Source organism: Nitrosomonas marina (assembly GCF_900111605.1).
Lineage (GTDB): Bacteria > Pseudomonadota > Gammaproteobacteria > Burkholderiales > Nitrosomonadaceae > Nitrosomonas > Nitrosomonas marina_A.
The window spans coordinates 13,029-27,489 of record NZ_FOIA01000024.1 but is presented as its reverse complement, the minus strand read 5'-3'; the positions used below and the strand labels follow the sequence as shown (position 1 = coordinate 27,489).

Sequence of the window (14,461 nt, the reverse complement as noted above, 5' to 3'; positions counted from 1 at the left end):
ATGTCGCATGGTCATGCGTATCAATTTAAACTAATGTAATATTTTCTACGTCAACGCCGACTGATCAAACGGAAAAACTTGAGGATATGCGTCACATTGAAAAGATAATAAGCTGAAAAGATAACATGCATCTTGAAACAAGCTTTAATAAATAGGGGCAACCACGGCTTTACCGGACTGAATTATGCAACGATACAAAAAACCTTACTCACCGTCATTCTACATTTTGTGCACTCCCTGAGTTTTTTCCACACTGCAATATCCGTCCGGTTACGCCACAACTATTATAACTAACGTACTATGTTTAACGATCTAAGCAAATCTCCGCTCAGCAAAAACCTGCAGCGACTGTTCATGCTCAGAAATATTGCGATTCTCGCACAATGCCTGACATTCAGCCTGGTGTATATCATCATTGATCTTGATATTCCGTGGACTGAGATGATTATTGTTGTCATTTTGCTGGCAACACTCAATTTATTGACATGGATACGGCTATATCGAAAATGGCCCGTATCACATCTCGAATTTTTCGCTCAATTGCTGATCGATGTATTCGCGTTAAGCGCGCTATTATATTTCAGTGGCGGTTCAACCAATCCATTTATTTCCCTGTATCTTCTGCCTCTTACCATTGCAGCCGCCACACTTCCATGGCGCTATACCTGGGTTATGGCCACTATAACCATTGGTTGCTATACTATCCTGCTGTTTAATTATATTCCACTTCCACATGACCACAGCAAACATCTGATCGAATTCAATCTGCATGTTTCCGGCATGTGGCTGGCGTTCGTACTCAGCACTGTCATTATTGCCTGGTTCGTTGTTAAAATGAGCATTTCTATTCGTGATCGTGATCACGATCTTGCCCTTGCTCGTGAACAAGTGCTACGCAATGAACAGATTATAGCGCTGGGCACACTGGCAGCTGGTGCTGCGCACGAACTTGGCACTCCGCTCTCAACCATGGCCGTCATCACCGGAGAATTGCAAAAGGAATATGTCCACGATAGTGAATTTCAAAATAATATTCGCATTCTGCGAGACCAGATCACGCACTGCAAGGAGACTTTGACACAACTTCTTGCCAAAGCAGGGCAGGCACGCATCGAAGGTGGAAGCCAGTTACCCGTTAATGAATTTTTAAACTCCCTGCTGGAAAAATGGGAGCTCATACGGCCGGCTGTAAAATTCAGTCATCAAAGTAAAGGTCCATTGCCAGCACCAAAGATCATGGACAATCAGCTTGTTAGTCAGTCGATTCTGAATTTACTCAACAATGCCGCCGACGCATCGTCGAAACAAATCGAGATCAAGAGCCACTGGGACGAGAAAAACCTGCATCTGGAAATTATTGACGATGGCGATGGATTATCAGATGAAGCCACACAACGTGCGGGAGAAGCTTTCTTTACCACCAAAACACCGGAACAGGGATTTGGTATTGGTCTGTTTCTGGCCAATGCAAATATAGAGCGATTAGGCGGAAGCGTGCATTTATTCAATCTTGAGAACCGGGGTGCATGCACACAAGTCACTTTACCATTAATTGAATCCAAATCATGAACTTATCAGAATCAATAGATGCCAACGAACAGCCCGATCTGCTCATTGTCGATGACGATGAAATATTTTCCGATGTTCTGGCAAAAGCAATGGCCAAACGTAATTTCAATGTCCACACCACGCACACTATTGAAGCCGCACTGAATCTGGCTGAAAACATTGCTCCGGAATATGCAATTGTTGATCTCAAATTATCCAGCGATTCGGGACTAGTGCTCGTAGAAAAATTAAAAACCCTGGATCCCGGCACCAGAATAGTCATGTTGACCGGCTATGCCAGTATCGCAACAGCTGTTGAGGCAATTAAACTTGGCGCCACGCATTATCTGGCCAAGCCTGTCGATGCAGATGAAATCATGTCCGCATTTGAGCGTACCATTGGCGAAACCGATACACCCATCAGTGCAAATCCATTATCGGTGGGCAGGCTTGAATGGGAATATATTCATCGCGTTCTGGCCGAGAATGATTATAATATCTCGGTCACGGCGCGGGCATTGAATATGCATCGCCGTACACTGCAGCGTAAGCTTGCGAAAAAACCACACCGCGAATAACTTCAAATCTACACATCCATTGTTTACAACGGAGCACAGAGAAGCGGAACTTTTATCCTGTTTCTGTTACCTACTTTAGACCCTAAGTATAGAAGATCAGGCAGATGAAAAACTTTAAACCAGGTCAGCGGTGGATTTGTAATGCCGACTTGCAACTGGGTCTTGGCGTTGTACAAACTGTTGAAGATCGTGTTGTCAGTATCGCTTTCATGGCATCAGGCGAAACTCGCACCTATGCCCGCCAATCAGCTCCACTGACACGCGTAATTTTTGGTATTGGCGATACTGTTACAAACATGGAAGGTGTTGCCATGCAAATTTTAACCGTACAGGAAGAAAACGATCTTCTGATCTATTCAGGCAAAGACAAAGCCGGCACTGTATTTACACTACCGGAGAACCAGCTGGCTGACCATCTGCAATTCAGCAGGCCCACCGACAGACTGTTCAACCTGCATCTTGACCCGGATAAATGGTTTCGATTACGTTATCAAACCTGGCTGCAAGGCAATCAACTCTCAAATTCACCCTTATTTGGCTTACTGGGCGGACGCACCAGCCTCATTCGACATCAGTTATATATCGCATATGAAATCGGACGGCGGTTTGCACCGCGTGTTTTACTGGCCGATGAAGTTGGTTTGGGTAAAACAATTGAGGCTGGCATGATTATGCACCAGCAACATTTAACCGGCCGCGCCAAGCGGATTCTGATCGTGGTTCCGGAAGCGCTGGTTCATCAGTGGCTGCTAGAAATGCTGCGCCGTTTCAATCTTCGCTTCAGTTTGTTCGACAAAGAACGATTTGCAACACTTGAAGCAGACCATACCTACTCAAATCCTTTTCACAGCGAACAACTGGTTTTGTGCGGACTGGATTTTCTCTGTCACAACCGGAAACACATTCAGGCAGCGTTGGAAGGTGACTGGGACCTGGTAACTGTTGATGAAGCGCATCATCTGCTATGGACAGAAGCTGAGTCCAGCCCGGCATACCAGGTAATTGACCAGTTGGCGACATGCACACCTGGCCTATTGTTATTGACAGCCACACCCGAACAGCTGGGAAAAACAAGCCACTTTGCCCGTCTGCGCCTGCTAGATCCAGACCGCTATTCAGATTTCCACCGTTTCGTCGCTGAAGAGCAGCAGTTCGAACCGGTCGCTAATGTCGTCGAGCGGCTGATCGACGGTCAAACATTAAATGATGATCACAAGCACACAATACTATCGACCGAAAATACTACACAAACCCGGTCACTGATTGCCACCCTCGAGAACCCAGAGTCAGGGGCCGAAACAGATTCACAGACACGACATGCACTCGCGTCGATTCTGTTAGACCGTCATGGTACGGGACGCGTACTGTTTCGAAATACGCGCGCGAAAATTAATGGTTTTCCAGAAAGAAAACTATCGATTGTTCCATTGCCGCTACCCGATTACTATGACGATTGTTTGACCAGTTTCGAAACGAACTTATTGTCGGAACCGCAACTGTTGCTTTATCCGGAACTGCTTTATCAGGCCAGCGCCGATAACAATGCTCCGGAATGGATAGAAATTGACCCGCGAATTGACTGGCTGAACAAAACTGTTCGGCAACTCAGACCTGAAAAAATTCTGGTAATAACGGCCAGCGCACAAACAGCGTGCGATATAGCATTTGCGCTCAAAATGCTGACAGGCATTCACACCCCGGTATTTCATGAGCAGATGACGCTTTTGGAGCGGGATCGTGCAGCGGCGTTTTTCGCCGACAAAGATACAGGTGCTCAAATTTTGATTTGTTCTGAAATCGGCAGTGAAGGACGCAATTTTCAATTTGCACATCATCTGGTTTTATTTGATCTGCCGTTTAATCCTGATTTACTGGAGCAAAGAATCGGCCGACTCGATCGCATAGGCCAGACAGATACTATTAATATTCATGTACCCTGTTTACAAAACAGCGCTCAGATGATTTTGCTCAACTGGTACCATGAAGGACTGGATGCGCTGCAGAAAAACTGCCCAGCAGGACAAACTGTCTATCAGCAGTTTAAACAAGAGCTGATATCGGCCATGCATCAACGAGCACTCGAGTCAATCACCTTTGCTGATTTAATCAAGCGTACCCGGCAGGCAAATCAAGTGCTTGGCGAGGCTCTTGAGCGCGGACGCGACAGACTGCTGGAATATAACTCATTTCGTCCGCATATTGCCGAACAGCTTTACACCACTGCTATTTCTCAAGATGAGGACAACAGCATACAACAGTATATGGAATCTGCTTTCGATTGCCTCGGCATACATATCGAATCGCATCGCGCTGATAGCCATCGCATAGAGCCCAGCGAGCATATGACAGCGACTTTTCCAGGATTACCAGACGATGGCCTGATTATTACTTACAATAGAAATACAGCGCTTGCTAACGAGGACATGCAATTTCTGACCTGGGAACATCCCATAGTCATTCATGCCATGGAGCGCATACTGAATACCGAAACCGGCAATGCTACCGTATCGAGCTTTTCACATCGCGACGCCCAACCTGGAACGCTGTATGTCGAGTGTCTGTTCGTACTCGATATTACGGCGGAAGTTTCTGTTGCTGACAACCACAACCTTCCGTCTATCATGGTTCGTACGATCATTGATGAGCATGGTTGCTCTGAGCATCCAACGCTTGATCATGACAGCATCAATCGGAATCTGACTACAATATCACCACATGTGGCCAGCCAGGTCATTGAATTAAAGAAAGACGCTATTAAGGATATGGTTGCCGACAGCGAAAAACTGGCTCAAATACAAATTCCGTTCATTACTCGGCAAAGCAGGAACCGATTACAAAAAACGCTTACTTTGGAAATAGAGCGACTGAAAGCATTACAGAAAATCAATCACAGCATTCGTGAAGCAGAAATTCGATTTTTCGAGCGGCAATTGAAAACTATAACCCGGGCGCTGGATTCTGCACAAACCAGACTGGATGCAATACGAGTGATTGTTGCAATTTGAGTGATTGTTGCAATTTGAGTGATTTAAAGGATTTTTGTGCGCACACCGCTTTTACTGCATTTATTTCACAGCAACCGCATATATTTTACCTTTTTTTGTCTGAATTTAATCATGAACGAATCACGTATTATTGTTGCACTGGATTTCAATAATGCCAAACAAGCATTAAACCTGACCTCACAGCTTGATCCACAGCTATGCCGTTTAAAAGTTGGCAAAGAATTATTTACCGCAGCAGGACCAGTTCTGGTTGAACAGCTGGTACGAGGCGGGTTCGATGTTTTTCTTGATCTGAAATTTCATGATATTCCCAATACCGTTGCAGGAGCCTGCAAAGCAGCTGTCAGTATGGGTGTATGGATGCTGAATGTACACGCTTTTGGCGGAAAAAAAATGCTGCTTGCCGCACGCGAAGCGATTCCGTCTGGTACGGCCAAACTGATCGCAGTGACGTTGCTAACCAGCATAGGACGAGATGACCTGGATGATATTGGGCTACATGAAGAGCCTGAACAGATCGTACGCCGTCTCGCCGCATTAACTGAAAGCTGCGGACTCGACGGCGTGGTCTGCTCAGCACAGGAAACCAGCAGTCTAAGACATCACGTAAACCCAGACTTTACCCTGGTTACGCCCGGTATACGTCTAGAAAATAACAATCATGATGATCAGATACGCATTGCAACACCATCTGCTGCAATAAAAAACGGTGCTGATTACCTTGTCATCGGCAGACCGGTTACCCAGGCGCATGATCCGCTATGCATGCTACGACAATTGAACCAAATCGTAGAAAATGAAAGACCTGTTTCACCACCCGCTTTATAAAGCGGGTTCATATCCTACCAGTAAATTGAAAAACATAATCTTCAAACTACCCGATCAACGGACAGAAATTGTCATCTTCTCACTTACCTGTTCAATTCTGAAATGGCGCAACACATTCATACCCAGCAATGCCTCGCCTGACAAATCAGGTAAAATGGTGACGTCAACGTGAACCAGCCGGTATTTTCCAAATGTCAAATCAGACACCGTTGCAGAACACGCATTTACCAAACCGTTTGCGGTTGACACAATGCGAGGCTGGCATTCTTTGATACCAGCCCTTGCTGCAATCTCGGCGGAAATAGAAACGGTTGTAGCCCCTGTATCAATCATGAACACGACAGGTGAACCATTGATGGCGCCCGAACTGAAATAATGGCCTGCTGGCGTTTGCAGCAATTCTAACGCACCATCACCGATCACCTCTGACGGCAGTTTTATTTGCTGAGGGTCTACCGGACGCGCCGTGCGATATGCAAGCGCAAGCTGTATCGGGTCAAGGCTCGCACCATAGAACTCAAGTAACGTTGTCTGACCAGCTTGAATAGCGATGCCACCTTCCACTAGAGCAATCGCACCATCAGCAAATCCGCTATCGAAATTACACCAGCGCGACCCAAAATAAACCTGCATGGCATATTGCCCGATTGGAACACTAAGCTGAACAGCCTCTGAGGATGCAATCGAAACGGCGATAAATTGCTTCATCCCCGTCTTGTCAGATAATACAACCACCATTGGATATCCATGTTGATTATGAATTTGCAATCCGGAATAGAGCACATCAGTCCGCTTCATGAAAGCCGGCTCAATGGCATAAACGGTCCCATGGGCGGGTAAGGATTGGCAGTGGGACGGAAACAGCACGGCATTATTTTCAAGTTGCGCCACAGCAGGATAATTTTGCTGAGGAAACCATTCCTTTTCCCAGGCCACCAGGCAGATTAGACCGATGGCAAATCCAATTATAATTGCCCTAACGATTGATCCAAATGAATAATACGGAACCTGTAATGCAGAATTTGCTTTATTTTGCCTGCCATCAAATCGGTACGCCCGTGCGTTGTCGCGCTTTTGAATAAACATTTGCCAGTCTGCTCTCTGTTTAATGAATTAAATTCCCAGTTAAAGATACATTGCCAGGCCGTCTTCAAAATCCGCTGATTAAAATTTATGACGGAACGACACACCCAAAGTTTATTAACGGCAAATTGCTGATCAATTTATATTCAGTCAGGGTTCAGTTCGACCACCCTACAATTCAGTCATAAGAATCGAAAGTGACTGAATGCACGATCCTAATAACGGAAGGAAAACCAGAATTGCTTTCGACTAAACACTGCGGGCAGGACTGGACATGAAACTGTCATCTGCCACGTTAACTTTACAATCAGGCTCAGGGGATTTATCCATATGTCTGGTTATTGATGGAGGTGTATCATGAATTCAAAAAAATTCTTAATCATGTCCGCTTTACTCACACCATTGCTTTTTAGCGGATGCGTAGCCCCACCTTATTACAATGGAGCCGGATATTATGGAAGCACAAGCACCGGCTACGGCTACGGCTACCGACCGGCATTCTATGGCGGAGCGAGCTACGTAGGTGGCTCCAGCCACTTTTATCGCCCTTACAGGATTCATCGTGGAGGACACGGACACATACGTGGCACTCATTCGCATTTTCGCAGTGGGCACAAGCATTTCCGAGGCAGCCACGGGCATATCGGACGTGGGCATTCATCCTTCAGAGGAAGTCACAGAAGCGGCAGTTTCCGACACGGGCATAAGCATTTTCGGAGCAATCAAGGACATTCCGGACGTGGACACTCGCGCTTTAGAGGCGGGCATGGAAGAGGCGGTCATCGTCATTAATTCACGCAGCATCCAACTTGATGCAATACATGCCTTGCACATGCGTTACATGATTACCTCTTCAAACATCGGAAGAAGAATCGACATATTTGCTGTAAAATACCCAACAAAACATACTTTATCCAGTAACTTCATTGCAATAATAATACACCGTGACCGCGCATCATTCCGACGACAACAGTTCCTCACACAAGTTAACAACTTCTCTTTCCTATCGTGACGCCGGCGTCAATATCGACGCCGGTAACGATCTGGTACAGGCAATCAAACCACTTGCCAAACGTACACAGCGTCCGGAGGTATTAGCCGGTATCGGCGGATTTGGCGCATTGTTTGAATTATCCGGGAAATACCGGAATCCGGTACTGGTATCGGGTACCGATGGCGTGGGTACCAAGCTAAAACTTGCTTTTCAATTGCACCGGCACGACACAATTGGCATAGATCTGGTAGCCATGAGCGTGAATGACATTCTGGTCTCAGGTGCGGAGCCGCTATTTTTTCTCGATTACTATGCTTGCGGCAAACTTGACACAGATATAGCATCTGCCGTTGTCAGTGGCGTCGCTGAGGGCTGTGAGCAAGCTGGTTGCGCCCTGATAGGCGGCGAGACTGCGGAAATGCCAGGCATGTATCCTGTAGGAGAATATGATCTGGCCGGTTTTGCTGTTGGGATAGTGGAAAAAGACAAAATTATCAACGGCTCAGATATACAGGCCGGTGACGCCGTGATCGGCCTGGCTTCAAGCGGTGCGCACGCAAATGGTTATTCGTTGATTCGCAAAATCATCGCCACAAACCACATCGATTTGTCTCAGGACTTTCAAGGAAAACCACTCAGCGATATTATTCTGGCACCGACAAAAATTTATGCAAAACCAGTACTATCGCTGATGAAACAAGTATCCATCAAAGGTCTTGCACATATAACCGGTGGCGGCCTTACAGAGAATCTGCCGCGAATTCTTCCGGCCCACACCACTGCGGAATTGAACACAAACGCATGGGACTTACCGATACTCTTCGATTGGTTGCAGCAACAAGGCCACATTAGCGATGATGAAATGTTTCGTGTATTCAACTGTGGTATTGGTATGGTTGTAGTTGTCGCTGCAGACCAGGCAGATAAAGCTATTCAAAGCCTACAGCACGCTGGTGAAACGGTTTTTCTGATAGGCAAAATAAAACAACGTACGCCCAACCAGCCAGCAGTCATACTGAAATAGAATCCTTCAGGTACGTTTGTCATGAAGACACTGATCATTCTAATTTCTGGTCGTGGCAGCAACATGCGCGCCTTACTTGAAGCCAGGCTACCAGTTGATCGTATTATCGTTATTAGTAACAATCCAGCTGCTGAAGGACTACAAACCGCTGCCACTAAGGGTGCGCAGACGATATGTATCAATCATCATGCTTTTTCAGACCGGACAACCTTTGATAGCGCGCTGGCTGACGAAATTGACCGTTATCAACCCGATCTGATTGCACTCGCCGGGTTTATGCGTATACTCACAGACGATTTTGTTTTTCGCTACCATCGTCGTCTTATGAACATCCACCCATCTCTGTTACCCGCATTCCCGGGGTTACATACACACAAGCGTGTACTGGACGACGGTGTAAAGATTCATGGTTGCACGGTTCATTTCGTAACACCAAAACTCGACCATGGCCCTATCGTGATTCAGGCAGCTGTTCCGGTATTTCCCAATGACACTGAAAAAACGCTCGCAGACCGTGTACTAAAACAGGAACACCGAATTTACCCCCAGGCCGTTCGCTGGTTTCTACAGGGCCGGATCAGGCTGACTGAAAATACTGTATTCATAGCCGATACCTGTGTTCACGATTCGGTAATTTACTCTCCTGGACTGCAGGAATGAAAAACTCTCTAATTTTTCTGGTTCTATGGTGGGCGAATTCAGCCATCCATGCGGCTGAAAACAGTCTGAATGCTGAAGCAAAAGATACGGCAGGTTTACCGGCACGTATCCATATCAGCTATACCGTTAGAACGGGTATTGGTCATGGTGAACTGAATGAAACTGTTGATATCAACCAGGAAAGTGATTCTCATACGTACAGTATTAGCAGTAATGCACAAGCAACCGGCGTTTTCAAGCTGGTTAATCCCGGCAATATTTTCAGAAACAGTCAGGGTATCGTAACCGAACTGGGTTTAAGGCCTGTCCGTTATTCAGACGAAAGAACAAACAACAACTCAAGCATGGCACTGTTTGACTGGGAGAACAGAATTCTGACATTGAAACACCAGAATGAAGAAAAACAGACAACTTTAAATATCGACACACAGGATCGATTGAGCCTGTCGTATCATTTTATTTTTGCACCCGAACATATATTAAAGACAGGAAATCTGCTCGCTATCAATGTAACCGATGGACGCAGTCATCATTTAATGCAGTTCGAAGTCAGCAGAGAAAAACTCAGCACACCACTGGGTGAGATGGAAACGATCGTATTGACCAAACAACATAACCAGGACGACAAGATGCAGAGAAAAATATGGCTCGCACCCAAGTATCATATGATTCCTGTACAAATTCAAACCATAGAGGAGGATGGTTTGAACGTTGATAAAATGATCGCCGAAATTCAGATTGATTACACAGAGAATAATACCTGCTGCAAAAAATAACACTACAATTACGATGCAATTGACACTTGTTCAACTGAATAAAGCGGCTGACGCCCTACAGAAACTGTTGCCACTTGAGTATCCGGCAGATTCAATACTAAGACGTTTTTTTCAACAAAACCCCAAGCTCGGTGCACATGATCGCGCATTCATCGCCGAAGCAACATTTGGAATTTTGCGCCACCGATTCTTTTTGCAACAATGCACTGATTCGGCTGCACCCCGCTTACTACTGCTGGCATACCTGGTCCGTTTCCATAATATTGATGTGCACGAGCTGAAGAGCTGGATTCGAGACTCAGAAATGAGCATATTACAAACCATTACAGCAACCGCACTAGAATCGCAGCCATTGAATGTGCAAGCTGAATTTCCGCTGTGGTTGATAGAAAAGTTAAGGTGTTTCATGCCCGATGACGCTATTCTCAGTCTCGGACAATCACTGCAGAAAGCTGCGCCACTGGATTTACGTGTAAACACGATGCTTGCCAAACGCGAGCAGGTTCTCGAGACACTGTTGAAAGATGGTATTCACGCAGAAGTTATGCATTTTTCACCCTGCGGTATTCGTTTGCACAGCAAACCAGCAATCAACCGTCATCCGCTTTTTTTAACCGGAAAAATTGAAGTGCAAGACGAAGGTAGCCAATTATTAGGTTACTTACTGGCACCAAGACGTGGAGAAATGGTAGTCGATTTTTGCGCAGGCGCAGGCGGTAAAACGTTATTGATTGGCGCGCTTATGCATTCAAAAGGTCGCGTGTACGCTTTTGACATTGATGAGAAACGGCTAAACAACCTGAAGCCCCGCCTCAAACGCTCAGGATTATCCAATGTTCACATTCAGCGCATCGCGAACGAGAATGATCTTAAAACAAAGCGCCTCTCGAAAAAAATCGACCGAGTGCTCGTTGATGCGCCATGCAGTGGTCTGGGAACCTTACGCCGCAATCCCGATTTAAAATGGCGGCAATCGCCACAGAGCATTAAAGAATTACAAGCAAAGCAGTCATCAATTCTGGATTCGGCAGCTGGTTTGGTCAAACCTGGCGGGCGATTAGTATACGCCACTTGCAGTTTTCTGCCTGAGGAAAACCAGCGGGTTATCGACACATTTCAGTCAATAAATGCAGATTTTGATTTACTAGACAGCTCCGAACTGATGGCAGAACAGAAAATTGCAATTAATACTGGAAAATTCCTACAGCTCTCTCCCAGCATCCATCAAACTGATGGTTTCTTTGCGGCGGTATTACAACGTAAAGTACGTTGAACAACAATTTATCATACGGAAAATCAGAAGAAAAGATCAAGTAGACGGCTTGTGGTTTGCAGCATGCAACAATACGGGCAGAATGATTAAAACACATACCAGTGTCAACACAACACCGATCAGCAACAACAGTCCCATACTGGTGGTGCCCTGATGTTGCGAGAAGATCAGACTCCCAAAACCCGCCATTGTCGTTAAAGCACTATAATAAATAGCACGTGCTGTACTGGTATATAGTAAATTTTCATACGCTTCCCCGTTATTGCGGCTTCTATGCACCATATGAACGCTACAATCAATACCGATACCCAGAATCAGCGGTAAGGCAATCACGTTGGCAAAATTAAACGGCAATCCCATCAATACGGTTACAGCGCCAGTAAATAACGCAGCGAGTATCAACGGCACCAATACAAGCACAGTCGATTTTAAACACCTGAGTAATACCAGCAATGCCACCACAACGCCGATAATCGCCAGTGAGAATGCATGGATAAATGCGTCAACTACCGCCTTGCCCGCTTCCAGACTGATAACAGGTACGCCAGTTGCTCCGGGAGTCACATCCTGAACCGCACGCACAAACATTTTCAATGCATTATTATCACTAATATTATCAGCAGGGTAGACTGCAATACGATAAATGCCCTGTTTGCTTAACCAATGCATTTTAACTGATTCAGGTATGTCCTCCAGGGTAAAGGTCGATGCGCCCAACGCAAGCTGCAGACGTTGCAAGGACACTGGCAGTAAATGCAACAAGTCATACTCGACCTCGAATAACAGACTCTCCCGTGCTTCGCCTTCAGACAGCGCATTCAATCGCGACAGCAGATTACGTACTGACGCATGCAGGTTTTTTGCTGCTTGGCTAGCCTGATGTGCAGACTGTTCATCCAGAAAACGTGACAGTTCTCTCTTCAAATCCACCAAAACGATACGTTGTTCATCAATATTGACCCGTTTCTGAGAAGATGGGACAAATGAGATTGGCCCGAGAGTCATTGCCATCTCTTCAATCAAGCGGATCTTCTCTTCCTGATGCTTCGGCACAAAATCCAGCAAGGTGACTGCTTTGTCCACTTCCTGTAAACCGGATAACTGTTGAACGAGCCGAACGGTTTCATCACGGTTATCTGCCAGAGCAATGATATGCCAGGGTGAATCATCTGAATTTTCCAGCAACTCACGAAAAGTTTCCACAGATTCCGCCCTTGGATCGTTCAGATTAAGCAGATTGTAATCAAACTTTATCTGCGGTAATGCGAATATCGAAAGTAATGCGGCACATATTGTCAAAATAAAAATGCTTTTCCGTGCATGAATCGGCCATTCCAATACAGTATGCACAGGCTTAACAGAAATCAGCGGTTTGATCGGTTGTATTGGAAAAAAACGTTGCAAAGCAGGAACGATTGTCAATGTCACCAACAAGCTGATAATCATTCCCGAACCGGAGATCAGACCTAGCTCCGCTACACCATCATACGATGTTGGTATAAAAGCATAAAAGCCAATTGCTGTCGTTACCGCACAGATTGTCAGGGCACGCCCGATATCACCGCCTGCCATGGGCAGCGCTTGAATAACCGGAGAGCCGTTTTTTCTGATTTCTTCGTGTCGTAATAAAAAATGTATTGCGTAATCCACACCCAGCCCGATATACAGCACCGCAAAGGCAATTGAAATCAGATTCAGATGACCCACTGCAAACGTTGCAAATGCTGCAGTTAGAATCAACCCTAATATAAGGGTTAACATCACTGTCATGATTGCACCGACACTGCGAACCGCCACAAGCAATACCACGATTACCAGCACCAGCGCGAGTATTCCGGCACTTTGTGCACCATGCATGGCGCTATTCAGTTCATCGAAGGCAAGCGCCGCTTCGCCCGTAATGCGTAATTTTACTGGTGAATCATGAGTCAGTCCCATATCCATTGCTGTTTCACGTACAGCATTCATCGACTGTTCTGCAGCAAACAACTGCGCATAATCATGCTTGGGCCTGGTCAGTATCAATTCTTGATACAAACCGGTCTGCCGCTCACCATTGAACAATATTTGCCACGATAATGCGCGCGGCTCTCCAGCGAGTCTGGCGTCCAATGTTGAACTAACACCATTGAAAACAGTTTCGAGTTCCAAATTTCTGCCGCTATTGATCTCAACAACAGCTTCGGATAATACTGATAGAAATGTCTCGAGCGTCGGATTTTCAGCAAGACGTGCAATCAGTGGTTGAGCAGCAGCAAGCTGATCTGTGATATTTTCCAACTCGGAGAGATTTTTGTAGAGCAAACCATTTTGCTCAAAAAATGAGTCGCCGCTTAAGTAGCTCGCCTCGTAAAAATGAGCGTCATCGTTCTGGAGATAGTAGGTCAGTTGTTTAGCAGTCTCATGCGCCTGTTCGGGTGTTGGCGCATCCACTACCAGAAGCAATGCATCCTCATATTGCGGAAACGCTTCTTTATAGCGTTTGTGATTAATCCGGAAAGGAACATCCTCTGATAGCATGTCCGTTGTATCAGTCTGCACACCCAGGTTATTAACAGTGTAGGTTATGCTGAGTACAGCCGCGACAAAAGCTAGAATAATGATCCAGATGGCTTGTCGGTAGGAAAACGCTGTCCAGTGAGCAAAAAAATGACTACCTGCACCAGTTAAAATTTTCACATAAAATCCTTCT

11 protein-coding genes are annotated in these 14,461 nt (G+C 45.8%); 9 read left to right on the top strand and 2 right to left on the bottom strand.

What is annotated here, in order from left to right; all coding sequences use genetic code 11:
• The first annotated feature begins 300 nt into the window (after positions 1-300).
• The 4 genes from BMY62_RS11145 to pyrF all read left to right on the top strand — a co-directional run bounded on the left by BMY62_RS11145 (position 301) and on the right by pyrF (position 5,959).
• Positions 301-1,569: an ATP-binding protein gene (locus BMY62_RS11145; protein WP_090659766.1), complete on the top strand. Its 1,269-nt coding sequence runs from the start codon at positions 301-303 to the stop codon at positions 1,567-1,569.
• Complete coding sequence (locus BMY62_RS11140) at positions 1,566-2,126, top strand: response regulator transcription factor (protein WP_090659763.1); 561 nt, start codon at positions 1,566-1,568, stop codon at positions 2,124-2,126. Before BMY62_RS11145 ends, BMY62_RS11140 begins: the two co-directional genes overlap by 4 nt.
• 104 nt (positions 2,127-2,230) lie before the next feature.
• Positions 2,231-5,131, top strand: coding sequence for an RNA polymerase-associated protein RapA (gene rapA / locus BMY62_RS11135; RefSeq protein ID WP_090659760.1), 2,901 nt, complete (start codon positions 2,231-2,233; stop codon positions 5,129-5,131).
• A gap of 111 nt (positions 5,132-5,242) precedes the next feature.
• Complete coding sequence (pyrF, locus tag BMY62_RS11130; protein WP_090659821.1) at positions 5,243-5,959, top strand: orotidine-5'-phosphate decarboxylase; 717 nt, start codon at positions 5,243-5,245, stop codon at positions 5,957-5,959.
• A 54-nt stretch (positions 5,960-6,013) separates the two neighbouring features.
• Here the strand turns inward: pyrF and BMY62_RS11125 are convergent, their stop codons facing one another.
• Entirely contained in the window at positions 6,014-7,045 is a 1,032-nt protein-coding gene (locus tag BMY62_RS11125) for a retropepsin-like aspartic protease family protein (RefSeq protein WP_090659757.1), read from the bottom strand.
• 354 nt (positions 7,046-7,399) lie between these two features.
• On the opposite strand from BMY62_RS11125, the gene BMY62_RS15965 reads away from it, so the two are divergent.
• The 5 genes from BMY62_RS15965 (at position 7,400) to BMY62_RS11100 (ending at position 11,769) form a co-directional block, all read left to right on the top strand.
• Complete coding sequence (locus BMY62_RS15965) at positions 7,400-7,834, top strand: hypothetical protein (RefSeq protein WP_143058800.1); 435 nt, start codon at positions 7,400-7,402, stop codon at positions 7,832-7,834.
• A 152-nt stretch (positions 7,835-7,986) separates the two neighbouring features.
• Positions 7,987-9,060, top strand: coding sequence for a phosphoribosylformylglycinamidine cyclo-ligase (purM, locus tag BMY62_RS11115; protein ID WP_090659752.1), 1,074 nt, complete (start codon positions 7,987-7,989; stop codon positions 9,058-9,060).
• Between the two features lie 21 nt (positions 9,061-9,081).
• A complete protein-coding gene (gene purN, locus BMY62_RS11110; RefSeq protein WP_090659749.1) occupies positions 9,082-9,720 on the top strand; it encodes a phosphoribosylglycinamide formyltransferase in 639 nt (212 codons plus the stop codon).
• Positions 9,717-10,496 (top strand): DUF3108 domain-containing protein, encoded by a 780-nt coding sequence (locus BMY62_RS11105; RefSeq protein ID WP_090659746.1) that lies wholly within the window; start codon positions 9,717-9,719, stop codon positions 10,494-10,496. Before purN ends, BMY62_RS11105 begins: the two co-directional genes overlap by 4 nt.
• Positions 10,497-10,509: 13 nt before the next feature.
• Positions 10,510-11,769, top strand: a complete 1,260-nt coding sequence (locus BMY62_RS11100) for an RsmB/NOP family class I SAM-dependent RNA methyltransferase (RefSeq protein ID WP_090659743.1) — start codon at positions 10,510-10,512, stop codon at positions 11,767-11,769.
• A gap of 36 nt (positions 11,770-11,805) precedes the next feature.
• Here the strand turns inward: BMY62_RS11100 and BMY62_RS11095 are convergent, their stop codons facing one another.
• On the bottom strand, positions 11,806-14,448 hold the full coding sequence (locus BMY62_RS11095) for an MMPL family transporter (RefSeq protein WP_256207570.1): 2,643 nt from the start codon (positions 14,446-14,448) through the stop codon (positions 11,806-11,808).
• Positions 14,449-14,461: the final 13 nt, after the last annotated feature.

What these genes read in the sequence shown, in the direction of transcription:
- BMY62_RS11145 (WP_090659766.1), top strand. Translation starts at nt 301, where the DNA reads ATGTTTAACGATCTAAGCAAATCTCCGCTCAGCAAAAACCTGCAGCGA.
- BMY62_RS11140 (WP_090659763.1), top strand. Translation starts at nt 1,566, where the DNA reads ATGAACTTATCAGAATCAATAGATGCCAACGAACAGCCCGATCTGCTC.
- rapA (WP_090659760.1), top strand. Translation starts at nt 2,231, where the DNA reads ATGAAAAACTTTAAACCAGGTCAGCGGTGGATTTGTAATGCCGACTTG.
- pyrF (WP_090659821.1), top strand. Translation starts at nt 5,243, where the DNA reads ATGAACGAATCACGTATTATTGTTGCACTGGATTTCAATAATGCCAAA.
- BMY62_RS11125 (WP_090659757.1), bottom strand. Translation starts at nt 7,045, where the DNA reads ATGTTTATTCAAAAGCGCGACAACGCACGGGCGTACCGATTTGATGGC.
- BMY62_RS15965 (WP_143058800.1), top strand. Translation starts at nt 7,400, where the DNA reads ATGAATTCAAAAAAATTCTTAATCATGTCCGCTTTACTCACACCATTG.
- purN (WP_090659749.1), top strand. Translation starts at nt 9,082, where the DNA reads ATGAAGACACTGATCATTCTAATTTCTGGTCGTGGCAGCAACATGCGC.
- BMY62_RS11105 (WP_090659746.1), top strand. Translation starts at nt 9,717, where the DNA reads ATGAAAAACTCTCTAATTTTTCTGGTTCTATGGTGGGCGAATTCAGCC.
- BMY62_RS11100 (WP_090659743.1), top strand. Translation starts at nt 10,510, where the DNA reads ATGCAATTGACACTTGTTCAACTGAATAAAGCGGCTGACGCCCTACAG.